This window comes from Asanoa ishikariensis (assembly GCF_900107455.1).
Classification (GTDB): domain Bacteria; phylum Actinomycetota; class Actinomycetes; order Mycobacteriales; family Micromonosporaceae; genus Asanoa; species Asanoa ishikariensis.
The window spans coordinates 2,191,358-2,208,416 of record NZ_FNQB01000001.1 but is presented as its reverse complement, the minus strand read 5'-3'; the positions used below and the strand labels follow the sequence as shown (position 1 = coordinate 2,208,416).

The window sequence follows — 17,059 nt, the reverse complement described above, 5'->3', positions numbered from 1 at the left end:
ACCGCCGGCCGCGGGATCCGCGCGCTGCGGCGGCTGCGGCAGGCCGCACCGGCGCTGGACGCCTGGGCCGACGCGACCGGTGCCCGCGACGTGCGACTGGCCAACCCACGCTCGTTCTGCGCCGGTGTCGAGCGGGCGATCGACGTGGTCGACCGGGCACTGGCGAAGTTCGGCGGACCGGTCTACGTACGCCGGCAGATCGTGCACAACACCCACGTCGTGCGTGACCTCGAGGACCGGGGTGCGGTCTTCGTCGAAGAGGTCGACGAGGTGCCGCCCGGCAGCGTGCTGGTGTTCGCCGCACACGGGGTCTCCCCCGCCGTGCGGGCCGAGGCGGAGGCGCGCGGCCTGCGGGTCGTCGACGCCACCTGCCCGCTGGTCACCAAGGTGCACACCGAGGTGCGCCGGCACAGCTCCCGGGAGGCGACCGTCTTCCTGATCGGGCACGCCGACCACGAAGAGGTCGAGGGCACCCTGGGCGAGGCGCCGGCCGACGTGGTCGTCGTCGAGGACGTCGCCGCCGCCGCGCGGGTGGTGCCGCGGGACGCGGGCAACGTCGCCTATGCCATGCAGACCACGCTCGCCGTCGACGAGGCCACCGCGATCGCCGACGTGCTGCGCGAGCGGTTCCCCGCGATCGCGGCGCCCAAGAGCGACGACATCTGCTACGCCACCACGAACCGCCAGCGCGCCGTGCGCGAGATCGCCGAGGGCTGCGACCTGTTGCTCGTGGTCGGCTCGACCAACTCGTCGAACTCGCTCCGCCTGGTCGAGGTCGCACAGCGGGAAGGCGTGCCGGCCCGGCTCGTCGACTCCGCCGCCGACGTCGACCTCCGCCTGCTCGCCGGGGTACGCCGCATCGGCGTCACCGCCGGCGCGTCCGCGCCGCCCACCCTGGTCGACGAACTGGTCGACTGCCTTGGCGGACTCGGACCCCTCACCGTGGCGGAGCCGGCCACGGATCCGGAAGTCCTGCGTTTCACATTGCCCAAGGAGGTGAGCTGAACGATGGCCATGCCATTTCGGCAGTCCGTTCGGCTGGGCCGCTACCTGCTCAAGCAGAAGCTGCTCCGCAGGGACAAGTTCCCGCTGCTCGTCGAGCTCGAGCCGCTGTTCGCGTGCAACCTGAAGTGCGCGGGTTGCGGCAAGATCGAGCAGCCCGCGGCGTTGCTCAAGAAGCGCATGCCCGTCGAGCAGGCGGTCGCCGCGATCGAGGAGAGCGGCGCGCCGATGGTCTCCATCGCGGGCGGTGAACCGCTGATGCACAAGGAGATCGACGAGATCGTCCGGCAGCTACTGGCGCGCAACAAGATCGTCTTCTTGTGCACCAACGCGCTGCTGATGCCCAAGCACATCCACAAGTTCAAGCCGCACCGCAACTTCGCGTGGATGGTGCACGTCGACGGGCTCAAGGAACGGCACGACCTGTCGGTCAGCCACGAAGGCGGCTTCGAGGGCGCGATCGACGCCATCAAGCTGGCCAAGGCGGCCGGCTTCAAGGTGATGACCAACACGACGTTCTTCAGCAACGACTCGCCGCAGAACGTGATCGGCGTCCTCGACTACCTCAACGACGTGGTCGAGGTCGACAACATGCAGATCTCACCGGCGTACGCCTATCAGAAGGCACCCGACCAGGAGCACTGGCTCGGCGTCAACGAGACCCGCGAGCTGTTCGCCAAGGCCTTCGCCAACGGCCGCCGGCGCAAGTGGCGGCTCAACCACTCGCCCATCTTCCTGGACTTCCTGGAGGGCAAGCGGGACCTGGCCTGCACCGCGTGGGGCATTCCGTCCTACTCGCTGCTCGGCTGGCAGCGGCCCTGCTACCTGCTCGACGACGGCTACGCGGCGACCTACAAGGAACTCATCGAAGAGACCGACTGGGACGCGTTCGGCCGCGGCAAGGACCCTCGCTGCGCCAACTGCATGGCCCACTGCGGGTACGAGCCCACGGCGGTGATCGCCACACTCGGATCCCTCAAGGAGTCCATGCGGGCGGCCGTCGGGCGGTGACGCGATGGACCTCCTTTCGCGCATTCAGTGCCCGGCGGATCTGCGGGCGTTGCCTGAGTCGGCGCTGCCCGACCTGGCTCTCGAGATCCGATCGCTGTTGATCGAGACGGTCTCGCGGACCGGCGGGCACCTCGGGCCGAACCTGGGCGTGGTCGAGCTGACCATCGCCCTGCACCGGGTGTTCGACTCGCCGCACGACGCGGTCGTCTGGGACACCGGGCACCAGGCGTACGTGCACAAGATGCTCACCGGCCGCTGGGCCGCGCTCGACAGCCTGCGCCAGGAGGGCGGGCTGTCGGGCTACCCGTCGCGGTCGGAGAGCGCGCACGACATCGTCGAGAACTCGCACGCCTCGACCGCCCTGTCGTACGCGGACGGGCTGGCCAAGGCGTTCGCGATCGGCGGCCGGCCGGACCGCGCGGTGGTCGCGGTGGTCGGCGACGGCTCGCTCACGGGCGGCATGGCCTGGGAGGCGCTCAACAACATCGGTGCCGCGCCGCACCGGCCGCTGGTGGTCGTGCTCAACGACAACGGCCGGTCGTACGCACCGACCGCCGGAGCCGTCGGCCGGCACCTGGCCTCGTTGCGCGACGGAGCCGCGGCGTCGGTGTTCGAGCAACTCGGGTTGGCGTACCTCGGCCCGGTCGACGGACACGACACGGCGGCGCTCGAGGTCGCGCTGCGCAAGGCGCGGACCCTGGGCACGCCGACAGTGGTGCACTGCCTGACCCGCAAGGGCCTCGGCCACGCGCCGGCCGAGCAGGACGAGGCCGACCGGATGCACACGGTCGGCCCGGCCGGACCGCCCTCGACGTCGCAGAGCTGGACCTCGGTGTTCAGCGACGAGATGGTGGCTCTCGGCGCCTCTCGACCGGACGTGGTGGCGATCAGCGCGGCGATGCTCGGGCCGACGGGGCTCCAGGCGTTCGCCGACCGCTACCCGGACCGGGCGTTCGACGTGGGCATCGCCGAGCAGCACGCCGTGACGTCGGCGGCCGGGCTGGCCACCGGCGGCCTGCACCCGGTGGTCTGCGTCTACTCGACGTTCCTCAACCGGGCGCTCGACCAGGTGCTGATGGACGTCGCGCTGCACCGGCTGCCGGTCACCTTCGTGCTCGACCGGGCCGGCATCACGGGCAGCGACGGCCCGTCCCACCACGGCATGTGGGACCTGTCGGTGCTCGGCATGGTGCCCGGGATGCGGGTGGCGGCACCCCGCGACGGCGACCAACTCCGGCTGCTGCTGCGCGAGGCCGTGGCGCACCGGGGCGGTCCGGCGGCGCTGCGCTTCCCGAAGGCCGACGTCGGGCCGGCACTGGCCGCCGTGGGGCGGCTGGGCAGCGCGGACGTGCTGCGCTGGGGCCTGGCCGGTGCCCAGCGTTCGGCTTCGGCGCCGGGCGGCACGTGGCAGAGCGGCTCCGGGCTGGACGGCGCCAGCGGGTGGCGGGTCTCCGGACAGATTCCCGCGTCCGGGTGTGCCGGGCGGCCTGATCCGACGCCGGACGGCGTACTCCTGCTGGCTGTCGGTCCGCTAGGTGCTGCGGCGGTGGCGGCGGCCGACCGGCTGGACGTGCCGGTGACCGTGGCCGACCCCCGCTGGCTGCTGCCGGTGGACCCGGAGCTGGTCGCGGCCGCGGCGGCGTACCGGCTGGTGGTGACGGTCGAGGACGGCGGCGCGCACGGCGGCTACGGCGACGCGGTGTCGCGGGCGTTGCGGTCCGCCGGGGTGCACGTGCCGGTGCGCTCGCTGGCGCTGCCGCAGCACTTCCTGGCACACGGCTCGCGGGGTGCGATCTTGAAGGCGCGCGGACTGGACGCGGAGAGCATCGCGGGCGCGGTGCGGCGGGAGCGGCCGCTGATCGAATGAGGTGGCTCCCCCGTTTGGACTCGAACCAAAAACCTGCCGGTTAACAGCCGGCTGCTCTGCCAATTGAGCTACGGGGGAAAGCTGGTCTGACCTCGCAGGTTTCCCTGCGCTGCGCGACCGGTACGAGACTACAGGATGCGTGCTGTTTCAGGGGCATCGGGTGGGGGTACGACACGCTCTGCCGTTGGGTTCGCGGGCGTTCCGCCCCGCCGGCATCGAAAACAGGGCAAATTAGTCAGATGGTGCTTCCGACGCATGGCTCGGTAGCACGATGGGTAGGTAACCGGGGACAGCAACGTCGCCGTGCACGCGGATCGACGCGTCCGGCACACGGAAGGAGCCGCAATGCGCGGAAAGCTTTGGTTCATCGGCGGACTCGCCGCCGGCTTCGTCCTGGGCGCCCGCGCGGGCCGGGAGAAGTACGAGGAGATCGTCCAGCAGGCCCGCAAGCTGGCGGACCACCCGACGGTTCAGGAGGCCAAGGGCACTGCCCAGGCCCAGGCCAACCGCCTCATGTCCGAGGGCAAGGACCGGCTGAGCCAGTCCAAGCTCGGCGAGAAGATGAGCTCGGGCAGCAGCCACGAGGGGCACAGCCACTCGGGTGCGAACGGCCTCACCTCGTCGTCGGCGTCGTCCTCATCGGCGTCACCGACCAAGCCCATGCCCTGAGTGCGTGGGTAGCGGCAAGGGCCCCTCGCCATCGCGGCGAAGGGCCCTTTCGCCGTTAGCTCTCAGTCCTTGCTGGAGAACGCGGCGTCGAAGGCCGCGCTAGGTGCGTCGAAGGCCAGCCGGCGGACGAACTCGAGCGCCTCGGGGGCGCCGATGAGCCGGTCCATGCCCGCGTCCTCCCACTCGATCGAGATCGGACCGTCGTACCCGATCGCGTTCAGGGCCCGGAAGCTGTCCTCCCAGGGCACGTCGCCGTGCCCGGTCGACACGAAGTCCCAGCCGCGGCGCAGGTCGGCCCACGGCAGGTGCGAGCTGAGCCGGCCACGGCGGCCGTCGCCGGTGCGGACCTTCGCGTCCTTGCAGTCGACGTGGTAGATCCGGTCCTGGAAGTCGAAGATGAAGTTCACCGGGTCGAGCTCCTGCCACACGAAGTGCGACGGGTCCCAGTTGAGGCCGAACGCCGGCCGGTTGCCGATCGCCTCGAGGGTGCGCTTGGTGGTCCAGTAGTCGTACGCGATCTCGCTGGGGTGCACCTCGTGCGCGAACCGGACGCCAACCTCGTCGAACACGTCGAGGATGGGGTTGAACCGGTTGGCGAAGTCCTCGTAGCCCTTGTCGATCATGCTGGCCGGCACGGGCGGGAACATGGCCACGGTGTGCCAGATCGAGGAGCCGGTGAACCCGACGACGGTCTTGACGCCAAGCTTGGCGGCCGCGCGGGCGGTGTCCTTGATCTCGTCGGCGGCCCGCTGGCGTACCCCCTCGGGCTCGCCGTCACCCCAGATCCGCGCCGGCAGGATGTCCTGGTGGCGCTCGTCGATCGGGTGGTCGCAGACCGCCTGGCCGACGAGGTGGTTGGAGATCGCGAAAACCTGGAGGTTGTACTTGGCCAGGGTCTCCCGCTTGCGGTCGACGTAGCCGTCCTCGTTGAGCGCCTTGTCGACGTCGAAGTGGTCGCCCCAGCAGGCGATCTCGAGGCCGTCATAGCCCCAGTCGGAAGCGAGCTGACACACCTCTTCGAACGGCAGATCGGCCCACTGGCCGGTGAAGAGCGTGATGGGTCGCGCCATTGTCCTTCTTCTCCCTGTGAGTGACCCGGGATCCTGATGGTGGACAGGCGCGAGGAGACCGTCCGACGAGCTTTCGCCGCCACGATCTGCCAGGCCGGTGGTCACGTCCGAGCGGGTTGCGCCTCCCGCCCGGCCGCCGGCCGCATCCGCGGCTGCGGGTCTCACTCTAGATCGACCTTCCATCACACGGAAGGGCCAACAACCTGGGTGACGGTGAAGACCAGGTCGTCGAAGTTCGGTGGGTTCGAGGCGTAGTGGCTGCACCGATAGCGCCGGGTTTCCGGGGCGATCGCGTCCACCAGCATGCCGGCGTTCTCGCTCCAGCGGTCGATCCGCGACCATCTCGCGCCGCCGACCTCGTACACGTTGGTCACCCGCAGCGCCGCGTTCTCGACGTCGGCCTCGGCCGCGACGGTGGTGGCACCGGGTTCCGGCCAGAGCACGGCCTCGGGCAGCGACACCCAGACGCCGTGGCGCAGGTCCGGGTTCCAGCTCTCGAACTCGACCGTCAGCAGTTGGCGACCGGACACGGGCTTCCAGATGTCACCCTGCACGACGTTGTGGCCGTTCCAGCGCACCCCCGGCGCACCCGCCGGCTGACGGCGCTTCACCCGGTCGAGCATCGCGTTGGTGATGGACAGCCCGGTCAGCGCGTAGTCGACCTCGATCTCCGCGGACGGCCTAGGCTCGCCGAGCGCCTGCTTCGTGGTGAAACGCAGCAGAAGCTGATGCGCCAGCAGGAGGTCCACCGCGTCCGCGGAGCCGTCGCGCCATCTCACGTCGAACCGGCGCGCGTCGACCGCCCGCACGCTCACGAGGCGTCCGGGAGCATCCGGGTCCTCGATCGTCACGCTCTCGCCCGGCCGGTCGGTGAGCCCGTCGAGCAGCACGAAGAGGCTGTTGGCGTCGGGCTGGAAGTCGCTGAGCTCCAGCGCACCCGTCACGTCGTAGCTCACCCGAACTCCACCCGGATCCGGGGTCGTTCGAGCTCGTCGAACCAGGGCACGATCTTGGTTATGACCGCTCCGTCCGGGGCCGGTTCGACCCCCAGGGCGATGTCACCGCCGATGACCATCGCCAGGTACGCGCTCATCGGCATCAGGTTGGTCAGGTCCTCCGGCCCGCCGAGGGCCAGCGACGGTGTGTAGACCCAGTTGTTCTCCGGATCGATCGGACCCAGCCGGGCGATCGCCTCGACCAGCACCGGGTCGTACGGGTCCTCGGCGTTGCCGACGAGCTCGAGCGCCACGAACTCGGCGAACGAGGCCGCGATGACCTCTGGCCGCAGGAAGTTCGGCTCCAGCAGGTAGATCTCGGGCGCGTAGCCGTCCGGTCCGCGGCGAAGGGCGTACTGCTCTCCGAACGCCGTCTGACCGATGCAGAGGAACGGCTCGACCCGCTCGTCCCAGGCGAAGCGCCACCCGTCGGGCGCGTTCCAGGCCCGCAGGTCGAGATGCCGTTCGGGGCGGAGGCCGAACAGTCGGACGGCACCCGCGTTGACGGTGAAGCCGTTGAGCCTTGTCAGCAGTGCGGCATATTCGTCCGGCAGAGCGGCGCGGGCGAGGTCTGGTGCGTCGACCGATGGTCCGACGTGCGCCACCCCGACGGCCATCAGCCGATCGATCATCGCGTCCAACACCGGCGCATGCTCCCACAACGCCGGCTGTGGATCAGCCCGCTAGGCTGGAGTGCGGCATTTGGGGGCGATATGCGCATTCTGGTCATCGGCGCCGGCGCGGTCGGCGGCTACTTCGGCGCCCGGCTGGCGCAGGCCGGCAAGGACGTGACCTTCCTGGTCCGGCCAGGACGCGCGGCGGATCTCGCCGCGCGCGGCCTGCGGATCCGCGAGCCGGACAGCCAGCCGGAACGCATCGACGTGGCGACGGTCGAGCGGGTCGCCGAGCCGTACGACATCGTGCTGTTGGCGGTGAAGGCTTTCGCCCTGGACGCCGCGATCAGCGACTTCTCCCCCGCCGTCGGCCCACGGACCACGATCGTGCCGTTCCTCAACGGGCTCGCGCACATCGACCGGCTCGTCAACGCGTTCGGCATCAAGGTGTACGGCGGGGTCTGTTACGTCGCCACCACGCTCACGGACGACGGCGAGATCGTGCGCCTGGGCGGCCCGCGGCAGTTGCGCTACGGCCCACTGTCGGACGCGCCGACGCAGGGCGCCGACGAGGTGCACGAGGCACTCACCGGCGCCGGCTTCGACTCGGACCTGTCCGACACCATCGAGACGGAGATGTGGGAGAAGTGGGTCTTCCTCGCCTCGGTCACGGCGGTGAACTGCCTCGCCCGCGGCACGGTCGGCGACGTCAACGCGGTGCCGGGCGGCAGGGACCTCGCCACCGCGATCGCCGACGAGGCCGGCCGGGTCGCGGCAGCGGCCGGCTTCCCACCACGCCCCGAAGCAACCCGGAACCTGCTCGCCACCCTTACGGAAGCTGGGGCGTCGACGACGTCGTCGGTCTACCGCGACCTGCGCGCCGGCCGCCGGGTCGAGAACGACGCCATCATCAGCGACCTGGTGAACCGCGCCCGCGACCTGGCAGTGCCCACGCCACTCTTCGCGGCCGTCGACGTCAACCTCGCTGTGTACCAGCGGAACCTGGACAGTTGAGAGGTCCATCCGCAGCGCCAGGCCAGAGGTCGACGTGAAGGTCGCGAACGGCGGCTCGACGATGCTCAATCCGTCATCCCGAAACAGTGCGCGGGCTGGTCAAGGTGTCCACGACGGACACGTCCCAACTGAGCTCGGCGCCGTCCGGTACGCCGGCCACGCGGCGGGCGAAGCCACCCCAGTAGTTCATCGCCGCGGCGGCGTCGACCTCGACCAGGTTGCCCGCCGCGAACTCGCCGCCGACGACGAACGGGATGCGGGCCGTGAGCCGGTGGCCGACGCGTAAGGCGCCGTGAGCGATCTGCCACTCGTGCCCGGCCGAGTATCCCGTCTGGTAGTTGTAGTCGGCGAGCACGAGCGCGACCCACTCCGCGACAGAAGTGGCGGCTCGCGTCTGCCGGCCGGTCTCGTGGTCGAACCGGTCCACAGTCCCGTCGACCGCCAGCACGAACTGACCGCCGAAGATGTCCTCGGCGAAGCAGATGCCGACCGGGGCCAGTTCGCCGTAGGCCGCCTTCCACAGGTCGGGCGCGTTCCATTCCGCGAGGCTGCGGCCGGGGACGCCGACCGGCGCCGCGGGATAGACGTGCAACGCCGACTCGAAGGCGTAGAAACCGTTCTTGCGGGCCAGCAACGCCGACAAGCCGTCGGCGCCGGGCACGTCGAACGTGGGGTCCGCGTCGCTGAGCGGCGGGCTGGCAGCGGCGATGAGTCTGTCCACGCTAGGCGGACGTGTAGAGCGACTTGACCGCGTCCACCAGCGGTGTGAGCTCCGGGTTCGCCGCTGCCTCGCCGAGTGCCTCGTGCAGGGCCGCGTCGTTAGTGGGGCGCGCCTCGGCCAGCAGCCGAACGCCGGCCGGAGTGACGTTGGTGTAGATGCCGCGCCGGTCTGTCGGGCACAGGTAGCGCTCCAGGAGGCCGCGGTTCTCCAAGCGGGTGACCAGCCGGGTGGTGGCGCTCTGGCTCAGGACGACCGCGTCGGCGACCTGCTTCATCTGCAGGTGACCGCCGACACCGTCGTGCTGTCGGCTGAGTACGTCGAGCAGCGAGTACTCGCGGACGCTCAGGTCGTGCCCCTCCTGCAGGGCGCGCTCGATGTGCGCCTCGATCTTGTCGTGCAGCAGGGAGAGCGAGCACCAGCCTTGGGCCAGGGCCGTGAGCGCGGGGTCTTTCGCCGTCACCCCGACATACTACAACATCGCGAAATACCGCGTTTGCAGATAGCCCGCGCCTGCAACTATGGTCGTGCGCATGCAAAGTGCGCCACAACGTTCCATGCCTCTAGCGCTCCTCGCCCTCGCGATAGGGGCATTCGGGATCGGCACCACCGAGTTCGTGATCATGGGGTTGCTGCCAGAGATCTCGCACGACTTCGGCGTCGACATCCCCACCGGCGGGCTGCTCGTGACCGGTTACGCCCTCGGTGTCGTGGTCGGCGCGCCGCTCATGACGGTGCTCGGGACCAAGATCCCCCGCAAGCGGATGCTCATGGTGCTGATGGGACTGTTCATCGCCGGCAACCTCGTCTCGGCCTTCGCACCGTCCTTCGCCGTCATGTTGATCGGGCGCGTGGTCGCGTCCCTCGCGCACGGTGCGTTCTTCGGCATCGGCTCGGTCGTCGCCGCATCGCTGGTCGCACCGCAGAAGAAGGCCGGCGCCATCGCCATGATGTTCACCGGGCTCACCGTCGCGAACGTCGTCGGTGTGCCGCTCGGCACCCTGATCGGGCAGTCCGCCGGGTGGCGCGTCACCTTCGGCATCGTCGCCGCGGTCGGTGTGGTCGGCCTGGCCGGTGTCGCACGCCTCGTTCCCGACGTGCCCAAGCCCGAGGGCGTACGCCTGCGTCACGAAGTGTCGGCCCTCAAGAACCCCCAGGTCCTGCTGGCCATGGCGATGACCGTGCTCGGCTTCGGCGGCGTCTTCGCGGCGGTCACCTACATCGCGCCGATGATGACGCGGGTCGCCGGGTACTCCGACGGGTCCGTCACCTGGCTGCTGGTCCTGTTCGGGCTCGGGATGGTCGGCGGCAACCTGATCGGCGGCAGGTTCGCCGACCGCGCGCTGATGCGCATGCTCTACGTGTCGCTGGGCGGCCTCGCCGTCGTGCTCGGCCTGTTCACCTTCACCGCGCACGACAAGGTCGCCGCCGCGGTGACCATCGTGCTGATCGGAGCCCTCGGCTTCGCCACCGTGCCGCCCCTGCAGAAGCGCGTCCTCGACCAGGCACACGGCGCACCTACGCTGGCCTCGGCCGTCAACATCGGCGCCTTCAACCTCGGCAACGCGCTGGCCGCCTGGCTCGGCGGACTGGTCATCACCGCCGGCCTCGGCTACACGGCGCCCAACTGGGTCGGCGCCGCCCTCGCCGCGAGTGCCCTCGGGCTCGCGGTGGTGTCGGCCGCCCTGGAGCGCCAAGCGAACAAGCCCGTGACAGTGCGCGAGGTCGTACCCGTCTGACACACAGCGACGCACCCTCCGCAGGGCAGAAGCGGAGGGTGCGTCGGGTGGAGGCGGTGGCCGGCACGGGTTGTGGGCGTCCCGTACCGGCCCCCGCGGTCCAGGAACTACGGGAGCGTCCACCTCTGGTTCGCGGCCCCGTTGCAGGCCCACAGGTGGACGATGGTGCTGTCCGCGGAGTTGTTGCCGCTCACGTCCAGGCACTTGGCCGAGGTGGCGTTGACCAGCGACGAGTTGGCGCCGGCCGACCAGTTCTGTGCCCCGCTTCCGTTGCAGGTCCAGAGCTGGATCTTCGTGCCGTTGGCCGTGCCGCTGCCGCTGACGTCCAGGCACTTGCCCAGCGCCCGCAGCGTGTTGCCGTTGCGGGTCCAGGTCTGCGCCGTCGACCCGTTGCAGGTGTAGAGCTGGATCTGCGTGCCGTCCGCCGTGGCGCCGCTGCGGACGTCGAGACACTTGTTGGCCAAGCCCACGATCGGGCCCGTGCCGGTGGGCGGCGTGGAGCTCTTCACGAAGGTGAAGTCGTCCACATCGAACAGTCCGGTGCCCGAACCGGTGAAGGTCAGGTACACGTTGGCCGTGCCGGACGGCACACCGGAGAGAGCCGCCGAGACGTTGGCGTACGTGTCCCACGAACCCGTGTTCGGCACCGCGACCGTGCCCAGCACCGTCCCGGTGGCCGAGCCGTTGCGGACCTGGATCGCGCCGCCCGCACCGCCGGAGACCACCCGGGCCCGGAAGGACGTCGCGCCGGAGACGTTGACGCCGTTGTACGCGGCCCAGTCGCCCGGCTCGATGTAGCCCAGCGTCTGCCCGTTGTTGGCGCCCGCCTTGGTGAACGCCTGCACTCCGGACGCCGACGAGAACGACTCGGCCTGCACGGTCACGTCGCCGGTCGGGGGCTGGCTGCCCAGCTCCTTGATCCGGACGTTCCGGAACGACACGTCGTCACCGGTGCCGTGGTTCTGGAGGCCGATGTGCCCGGCCAGCGAGCGCGCCGCGACCGTGTTGGTGAAGTCGTTGATCTTCACGCCGTTCAGGAAGATCTGCAGCCGCTCACCTTCGACCAGAAGCTCGTAGGTGTTCCACTCCCCCGGCGGGTTGAGGGCCGCGTCGCGCGCCGTGATGTCGGCCGACTTGAACGTGTAGACCGATCCCGTCGTGCGGTCGGCCGCGTCCGTGGAGTCGATCTGGATCTCGTAGCCGTTGTCGACCGCGGACCACGGGTCGGTTGACGGCGGGAAGCCGATGAAGATGCCGGAGTTGTCGTCGCCGTCCATCTTCCAGTCGAGCTTCAGCGAGTACGACGTGTACTGCTTGGCGCTGTACCAGTAGAGACCCATGCCGCCGGTCGACTTGAGCGTGGCGTCGCTGTTGGTGAACGAACCCGGGCCGGCCTGCGACCAACCCGTCGTCGATCCATTGTAGATAGTGGTGTAGCCGGTCTCCGGCCGGCAGTCGGCATCGGTCCGCGCCGCCGCGTAGCGGATGCCACCCAACAGCATCGAGCGGAAGTTCGCCTCCGCGTACGAGGCCTGGGTGTGCCCGAGACCGGTGTAGAACGAGCGCCCGCCGTCGTACGCCTTGCACCAGATGATCGGGTGATCGGCGCCCATGCCACCGCCGGTGTACGACGACTCGTCGAGAGTGGCCAGCACCCGCGCGGTGGATCGGGGGTTGGTGCGGTAGTTGTACAGCTCGTCGGTGCGGGTCCAGGTCTGCGGCAGGTGTGCGGTCGCCGCCGTGCCCCGGTTCTCCACCTTGATGTTGGCCTGCTGGATCGCCGGGTGCGAGTTGAAGTACGCCCCGACGAGGTTGCCGTACCAGGCCCAGTCGTACTCGGTGTCGGCCGCCGCGTGCACGCCGACGTAGCCGCGCCCGGAACGGATGTAGTTCTCGAACGCCGTCTGCTGCGACGCGTTGAGCACGTCACCGGTGGTCGAGAGGAACACCACCACCTCGTACGGCGAGAGGCCGCTGGCGGTGAACGTGTTCGCGTCCTCGGTGGCGGTGACGGTGAAGTTGTTGGCCGCACCCAGGTCACGGATGGCCTGTATGCCGGCCGGGATCGCGTCGTGCCGGAACCCGGCGGTTTTCGAGAAGACCAGGACGTCGTACGCGGCGTCGGCGGCGCTCGCGGGGCCCGCCTGTGCCGTACAGGCGATCACGGCCAACGTGGCGGCAACCGCGCCGATGGCGGTCCGGATGAGTCTGCGCATCTGCACTCCCAGGGACGAGCGGGGGCGCCTGGGCGGACGCCCCCGCATTCAGGGTTAAGGCAGGGTCCACCGCTGGTTCGCGGCTCCGTTGCAGGTCCACAGGTGGACCACCGTGCTGTCGGCCGAGTTGTTGCCACTCACGTCGGCGCACTTGTTCGACGCGGCGTTGACCAGCGAGCTGTTGGCGCCGGCCGACCAGTTCTGGGCCGCCGTGCCGTTGCAGGTGTAAAGCTGGATCTTCGTGCCGTCGGCCGAACCGCCGCCGCTGACGTCCAGGCACTTGCCCAGTGCGCGCAGCGTCGATCCGGTGCGGGTCCAGCTCTGCGAGGCGGTGCCGTTGCAGGTGTAGAGCTGGATCTGGGTGCCGTCAGCGGTCGCGCCGCTGCGGACGTCCAGGCACTTGCCGGCCAGGCCGACGACCGGCCCGGTGCCGGTGCCGCCAGTGGAGGTGTTGAACGTGAAGGCATCCAGGTCGAACAGCGCCCCGGTGCCGCCGGCGAAGGTCAGGTAGAGCGTGGTGGTGCCGCTCGGCAGCCCGGACAGGTTGGCGGTGACGTTGGTGAACGTCTCCCAACTGCCCGTGTTGGCCACCGCGACGGAGCCGAGGACCGTGCCGGTCGCCGAGCCCGCCCGCACCTGGAGGGTGCCGCCGGAGCCGCCGGAGGAGACCCGAGCGGTCACCGAGGTGGCGTTATTGATCTTGTACGGGTCGAACGAGATCCAGTCGCCGTTGTTGATGTCGCCGACCGTCCGGCCGCCCTCGGCACCGGTCTTGGTGATCAGCGAGACGCCGGACGCGGTCTTGTAGTGCTCCGCCTGGCGACGCTTGGGCTGGAGGGTGAACTGCTTGTGCGTGGTCAGCCCGCCGTTGTCGGTGTACTCGGCGTCGAAGATCGCGAAGATGTTCGCCGCCGCGTCGTGCTCCCCGTCGGTCGGGACGGTGATCGACCCGGAGCATCCGTTGACGGACGTGATCTGGTGCCCGTGCTGGTCGTGCCCGAGGACGTAGGTCATCTTGGCTCGCGCGCAGTTGACCGTGCCGTCTTCGGGGTCGCTCGCGCTGATCGTGAACGGGATCGTGTCGCCGAAGTTGAAGAGCTGGCCGTTGCCCGGAAGGGTGATGTTGACGGTCGGCGCGGTGTTGCCGACGCCGATCTGCACGCTCGCCGTGCCGGTCGCGCCCTGCGGGTCACGCACGGTCAGCGTCGCGGTGTACGTGCCGTTGCTGGTGTACGTCTTCGACGGGTTCGCGGCCGTCGACGTGGTGCCGTCGCCGAACGCCCACGAGTAGGTCAGCGCGCCGCCGTCAGGGTCCGTGGAGCCGGCAGACGAGAACGCGACGGTGAGCGGTGCCTGGCCCGACGTGGGCTGGGCGGTGGCCACGGCGGTCGGCGCACGGTTGCCGCCGGCCACGTAGTCGAAGCGGTAGAGGGCGGAGTTGGCGTCACCGTTGAAGTAGCCGGTGCCGTAGTCGAGCACGTAGTACGCGCCGTCCGGCCCGAACGCCGAGTCCATCACCTGCTTGCCGACCCAGGGGAAGGTGTCGATCGTGCCGCGGGTGCCGTCGGAGTTGACGTGGATCGGCTTGATCCACCCCCGGCCGAACTCGGTGGCGAAGAACTGGCCGTCGAACGCCTGCGGGAACTTCGTGGTGGACGTGTTCGACGCGTTGTAGCGGTAGACCGGGCCACCCATCGGCGACTCGGACCCACCACCGAACTCCGTCGGGGTGCCGCTGTCGCCGGCGTACTTGATCCAGGCGGGCCGGGCGGCGGGCAGCGTGCCCTGGCCGGTGTTGCGGAACGAGTTGTTCGTCGCCCCGCCGCTGCAGTTGAACTTGGCGCCGGTGGTGCCGGTCGCGAAGTTCCACTCGTTGTAGGTCTCGGTGCTGGTGTTGGTGCCGGTGCAGTACGGCCAGCCGTAGTTGCCCGCCGAGGTGACCCGGTTGAACTCGACCTGGCCGGACGGGCCGCGGTTGGCGTCCGTGGAGCCGGCGTCCGGGCCGTAGTCGCCGACGTAGACCACGCCGGTGCCCTTGTCGACGCTGATCCGGAACGGGTTCCGGAAGCCCATCGCGTAGATCTCGGGCCGGGTGTTGGCCGTGCCCGCCGCGAACAGGTTGCCCGATGGGACCGAGTAGCTGCCGTTGGCGTTCACCTTGATCCGCAGCAGCTTGCCGCGCAGGTCGTTGGTGTTGCCCGCGGAGCGCTGCGCGTCGTACGCCGGGTTGCGGTTGGTGCGCTCGTCGATCGGCGAGTAACCGGCCGAGTCGAACGGGTTGCTGTCGTCACCGGTCGACAGGTAGAGGTTGCCGGCCGCGTCGAAGTCGATGTCGCCGCCGACGTGGCAGCAGATGCCGCGGTCGGCCGGCACGTCGAGGACGGTGACCTGGCTGCCCGTGTTGAGCGTCCAGTCGGCGTTGAGGGTGAACCGGGCCAGCCGGTTGACGCCCTGCCAGGCAGTCCAGCTCGTGCCCGTCGCGGGCGCGTCACCGGACGGTGTGGACAGCGGCGGAGCGAAGTAGAGGTAGATGAAGCGGTTGCTGGCGAAGCCCGGGTCGACACCGACGCCCTGCAGGCCCTCCTCGTCGTGGGTGTAGACGGGGAGCGTGCCGATGACCGTGGTGGTGCCGTTGGCGTCGGTGCGGCGGAGCTGGCCGCCGCGGGCGGTGTGCAGGACCGAGCGGTCCGGCAGCACCGCGAGCGACATGGGCTCGCCCATCTCGGCGACGCCCTTGGCCAGGGTCACCTGCTGGAAGTCGGTGGCGTTGATGGTGTGGGCCTGCGCGGCTGGCGCGCTGGCCAGGGTTGCGTGCAGTGTGGCGGCGACAAGCAGCAACGCGGAGCCAGCGGCTCGACGGCGCAGCCTGCGACGATTGTCCATTGAAGACATGGACAGTCCCTTCCTGACGTTTCTTGCCAGGCAGGGCGCGCGCCGTCGCGCCTGGTGCCGTAGCGGATTCCAATTCTGTAAACCGCGGTGGTCGACACAGTAAATTAGTTCAGGGACATGTGTCTATAGCTTCTGTCGCAGATGGCTCCACTTTTGACCGTGCGACTAAAAGTGGGTCTAGAGCTGCCGGTCGACGGCCTCTGCCGCCAGCGCGGTGAGCACGGGAAGGGCCTCCGCCGAGACCGGGGCGTCCGCGAGGGCACCCAGCGCCGCATCCGTGCGCACCTTGATCATCTGCTCGATCCGGTTGAGCGCGCCGGTGTCGATGATGACCTGCCGCAGCTCTGCGGCACCCTCTGGATCTAGGTCCGGGTTGCCGAACAGCTCCTTGAGCCGGCGCTGCTGGTCCCGGTCGGCACTGCCCCGGGCCAGCGCCATCATCACGGTCGGCTTGCCCTCACGCAGGTCGTCGAGGATCGACTTGCCGGTCACGGCCGGGTCGCCGAACACGCCGAGCACGTCGTCGCGGAGCTGGAACGCGTCGCCGAGCGGGTCGCCGAACGCCGCCAGGGCGGCCAGCGACTCCTCGCCGGCACCGGCCAGCGCGGCGCCGATCTGCAGCGGCCGGGTCACCGTGTAGCGGGCGGCCTTCATCCGGATCACCGTCAGGGCGCTGGCCACCGAGCCGTCACCGACTCCGGACACGAGGTCCAGGTACTGACCCGCGATCACCTCGGTACGCATGATGGCGAACACGCCGTAGCCCTGGTGCACCTGCTCTGGGAGGAGGCCGCACTCGTGGAACATCTGGTCGGCCCAGGCCGCGCACAGGTCGCCGCAGAGCAGCGCGGTGTTGCGCCCGTAGGAGGCCGGGTCGCCGCGCCAGGACGAGCGGGTGTGCAGGTCGGCGAAGAGCCGGTGCACCGACGGCTCACCGCGCCGGCGGTCGCTGCCGTCCATGATGTCGTCGTGGATCAGGGCGAACGCGTGGAAGAGCTCGAGCGCCGCCGCGGCCGCGATGATCGGTGCGCCGTCGGTGCCCCCGGCCGAACGCCAACCCCAGTAGCAGAACAGCGGCCGCAGCCGCTTGCCGCCAGCGAGCACGAAGCGGTGCAGCGTCGTGAAGACGCCACGCGGCGCGCCGTCGGGCCAGTCCGGATCCTGGCGTTCCAGGAAAGCGGCCAGCTCGGCGTCGAACCGCGCGCGCAGCTCCGCGGCGTCCATGGGGCGGACGTCGACCGTCATCACTCCT

General features: G+C 69.9%; 14 protein-coding genes and 1 tRNA gene. 6 read left to right on the top strand and 9 right to left on the bottom strand.

All coding sequences use genetic code 11. From position 1 onward, the window contains the following. Positions 1-54 precede the first annotated feature (54 nt). The 3 genes from ispH to BLV39_RS10440 are packed head-to-tail and all read left to right on the top strand — an operon-like array spanning position 55 to position 3,880. Positions 55-1,005, top strand: coding sequence for a 4-hydroxy-3-methylbut-2-enyl diphosphate reductase (gene ispH, locus BLV39_RS45090; RefSeq protein WP_373315412.1), 951 nt, complete (start codon positions 55-57; stop codon positions 1,003-1,005). A 3-nt stretch (positions 1,006-1,008) separates the two neighbouring features. Then, the gene (hpnH, locus tag BLV39_RS10445) at positions 1,009-2,013 is read left to right on the top strand and encodes an adenosyl-hopene transferase HpnH (RefSeq protein ID WP_090789693.1); all 1,005 of its coding nucleotides are present in this window, start codon (positions 1,009-1,011) and stop codon (positions 2,011-2,013) included. 4 nt (positions 2,014-2,017) lie between these two features. Further along, the gene (locus BLV39_RS10440) at positions 2,018-3,880 is read left to right on the top strand and encodes a 1-deoxy-D-xylulose-5-phosphate synthase (protein WP_090789691.1); all 1,863 of its coding nucleotides are present in this window, start codon (positions 2,018-2,020) and stop codon (positions 3,878-3,880) included. 2 nt (positions 3,881-3,882) lie between these two features. Here the strand turns inward: BLV39_RS10440 and BLV39_RS10435 are convergent. Further along, positions 3,883-3,958, bottom strand: a tRNA-Asn gene (locus tag BLV39_RS10435). A 267-nt stretch (positions 3,959-4,225) separates the two neighbouring features. Here BLV39_RS10435 and BLV39_RS10430 point away from each other — a divergent pair. Next, positions 4,226-4,549 carry a hypothetical protein gene (locus BLV39_RS10430; RefSeq protein WP_090789689.1) on the top strand — a complete coding sequence of 108 codons (324 nt, stop codon included), beginning with the start codon at positions 4,226-4,228 and terminating at the stop codon, positions 4,547-4,549. A gap of 62 nt (positions 4,550-4,611) precedes the next feature. Here BLV39_RS10430 and BLV39_RS10425 read toward each other — a convergent pair whose 3' ends face one another. The 3 genes from BLV39_RS10425 to BLV39_RS10415 form a co-directional block, all read right to left on the bottom strand. Then, positions 4,612-5,619, bottom strand: coding sequence for a sugar phosphate isomerase/epimerase family protein (locus tag BLV39_RS10425; protein WP_090789687.1), 1,008 nt, complete (start codon positions 5,617-5,619; stop codon positions 4,612-4,614). Between the two features lie 182 nt (positions 5,620-5,801). Beyond that, entirely contained in the window at positions 5,802-6,575 is a 774-nt protein-coding gene (locus BLV39_RS10420) for a hypothetical protein (protein WP_090789685.1), read from the bottom strand. Next, a complete protein-coding gene (locus tag BLV39_RS10415; protein WP_143049717.1) occupies positions 6,572-7,258 on the bottom strand; it encodes a hypothetical protein in 687 nt (228 codons plus the stop codon). Before BLV39_RS10415 ends, BLV39_RS10420 begins: the two co-directional genes overlap by 4 nt. Before the next feature lie 69 nt (positions 7,259-7,327). Here BLV39_RS10415 and BLV39_RS10410 point away from each other — a divergent pair, with 69 nt between their 5' ends. Further along, on the top strand, positions 7,328-8,242 hold the full coding sequence (locus tag BLV39_RS10410) for a ketopantoate reductase family protein (protein ID WP_090789681.1): 915 nt from the start codon (positions 7,328-7,330) through the stop codon (positions 8,240-8,242). 73 nt (positions 8,243-8,315) lie between these two features. Here the strand turns inward: BLV39_RS10410 and BLV39_RS10405 are convergent, their stop codons facing one another. Both BLV39_RS10405 and BLV39_RS10400 read right to left on the bottom strand, forming a co-directional pair. Continuing rightward, the gene (locus tag BLV39_RS10405; protein WP_090789679.1) at positions 8,316-8,963 is read right to left on the bottom strand and encodes a hypothetical protein; all 648 of its coding nucleotides are present in this window, start codon (positions 8,961-8,963) and stop codon (positions 8,316-8,318) included. Position 8,964: 1 nt separating this feature from the next. Next, positions 8,965-9,423 (bottom strand): MarR family winged helix-turn-helix transcriptional regulator, encoded by a 459-nt coding sequence (locus BLV39_RS10400; protein ID WP_090789678.1) that lies wholly within the window; start codon positions 9,421-9,423, stop codon positions 8,965-8,967. A gap of 94 nt (positions 9,424-9,517) precedes the next feature. On the opposite strand from BLV39_RS10400, the gene BLV39_RS10395 reads away from it, so the two are divergent. Beyond that, positions 9,518-10,699, top strand: coding sequence for an MFS transporter (locus BLV39_RS10395; RefSeq protein WP_090789676.1), 1,182 nt, complete (start codon positions 9,518-9,520; stop codon positions 10,697-10,699). 107 nt (positions 10,700-10,806) lie between these two features. On the opposite strand, the gene BLV39_RS10390 is transcribed toward BLV39_RS10395, so the two are convergent. The 3 genes from BLV39_RS10390 to BLV39_RS10380 all read right to left on the bottom strand — a co-directional run bounded on the left by BLV39_RS10390 (position 10,807) and on the right by BLV39_RS10380 (position 17,052). After that, positions 10,807-12,915, bottom strand: coding sequence for a ThuA domain-containing protein (locus tag BLV39_RS10390; protein ID WP_090791354.1), 2,109 nt, complete (start codon positions 12,913-12,915; stop codon positions 10,807-10,809). A 54-nt stretch (positions 12,916-12,969) separates the two neighbouring features. Further along, a complete protein-coding gene (locus BLV39_RS10385) occupies positions 12,970-15,798 on the bottom strand; it encodes a PQQ-dependent sugar dehydrogenase (protein WP_373315410.1) in 2,829 nt (942 codons plus the stop codon). Positions 15,799-15,984: 186 nt separating this feature from the next. Continuing rightward, positions 15,985-17,052 carry a polyprenyl synthetase family protein gene (locus BLV39_RS10380; RefSeq protein ID WP_090791352.1) on the bottom strand — a complete coding sequence of 356 codons (1,068 nt, stop codon included), beginning with the start codon at positions 17,050-17,052 and terminating at the stop codon, positions 15,985-15,987. Positions 17,053-17,059 lie beyond the last annotated feature (7 nt).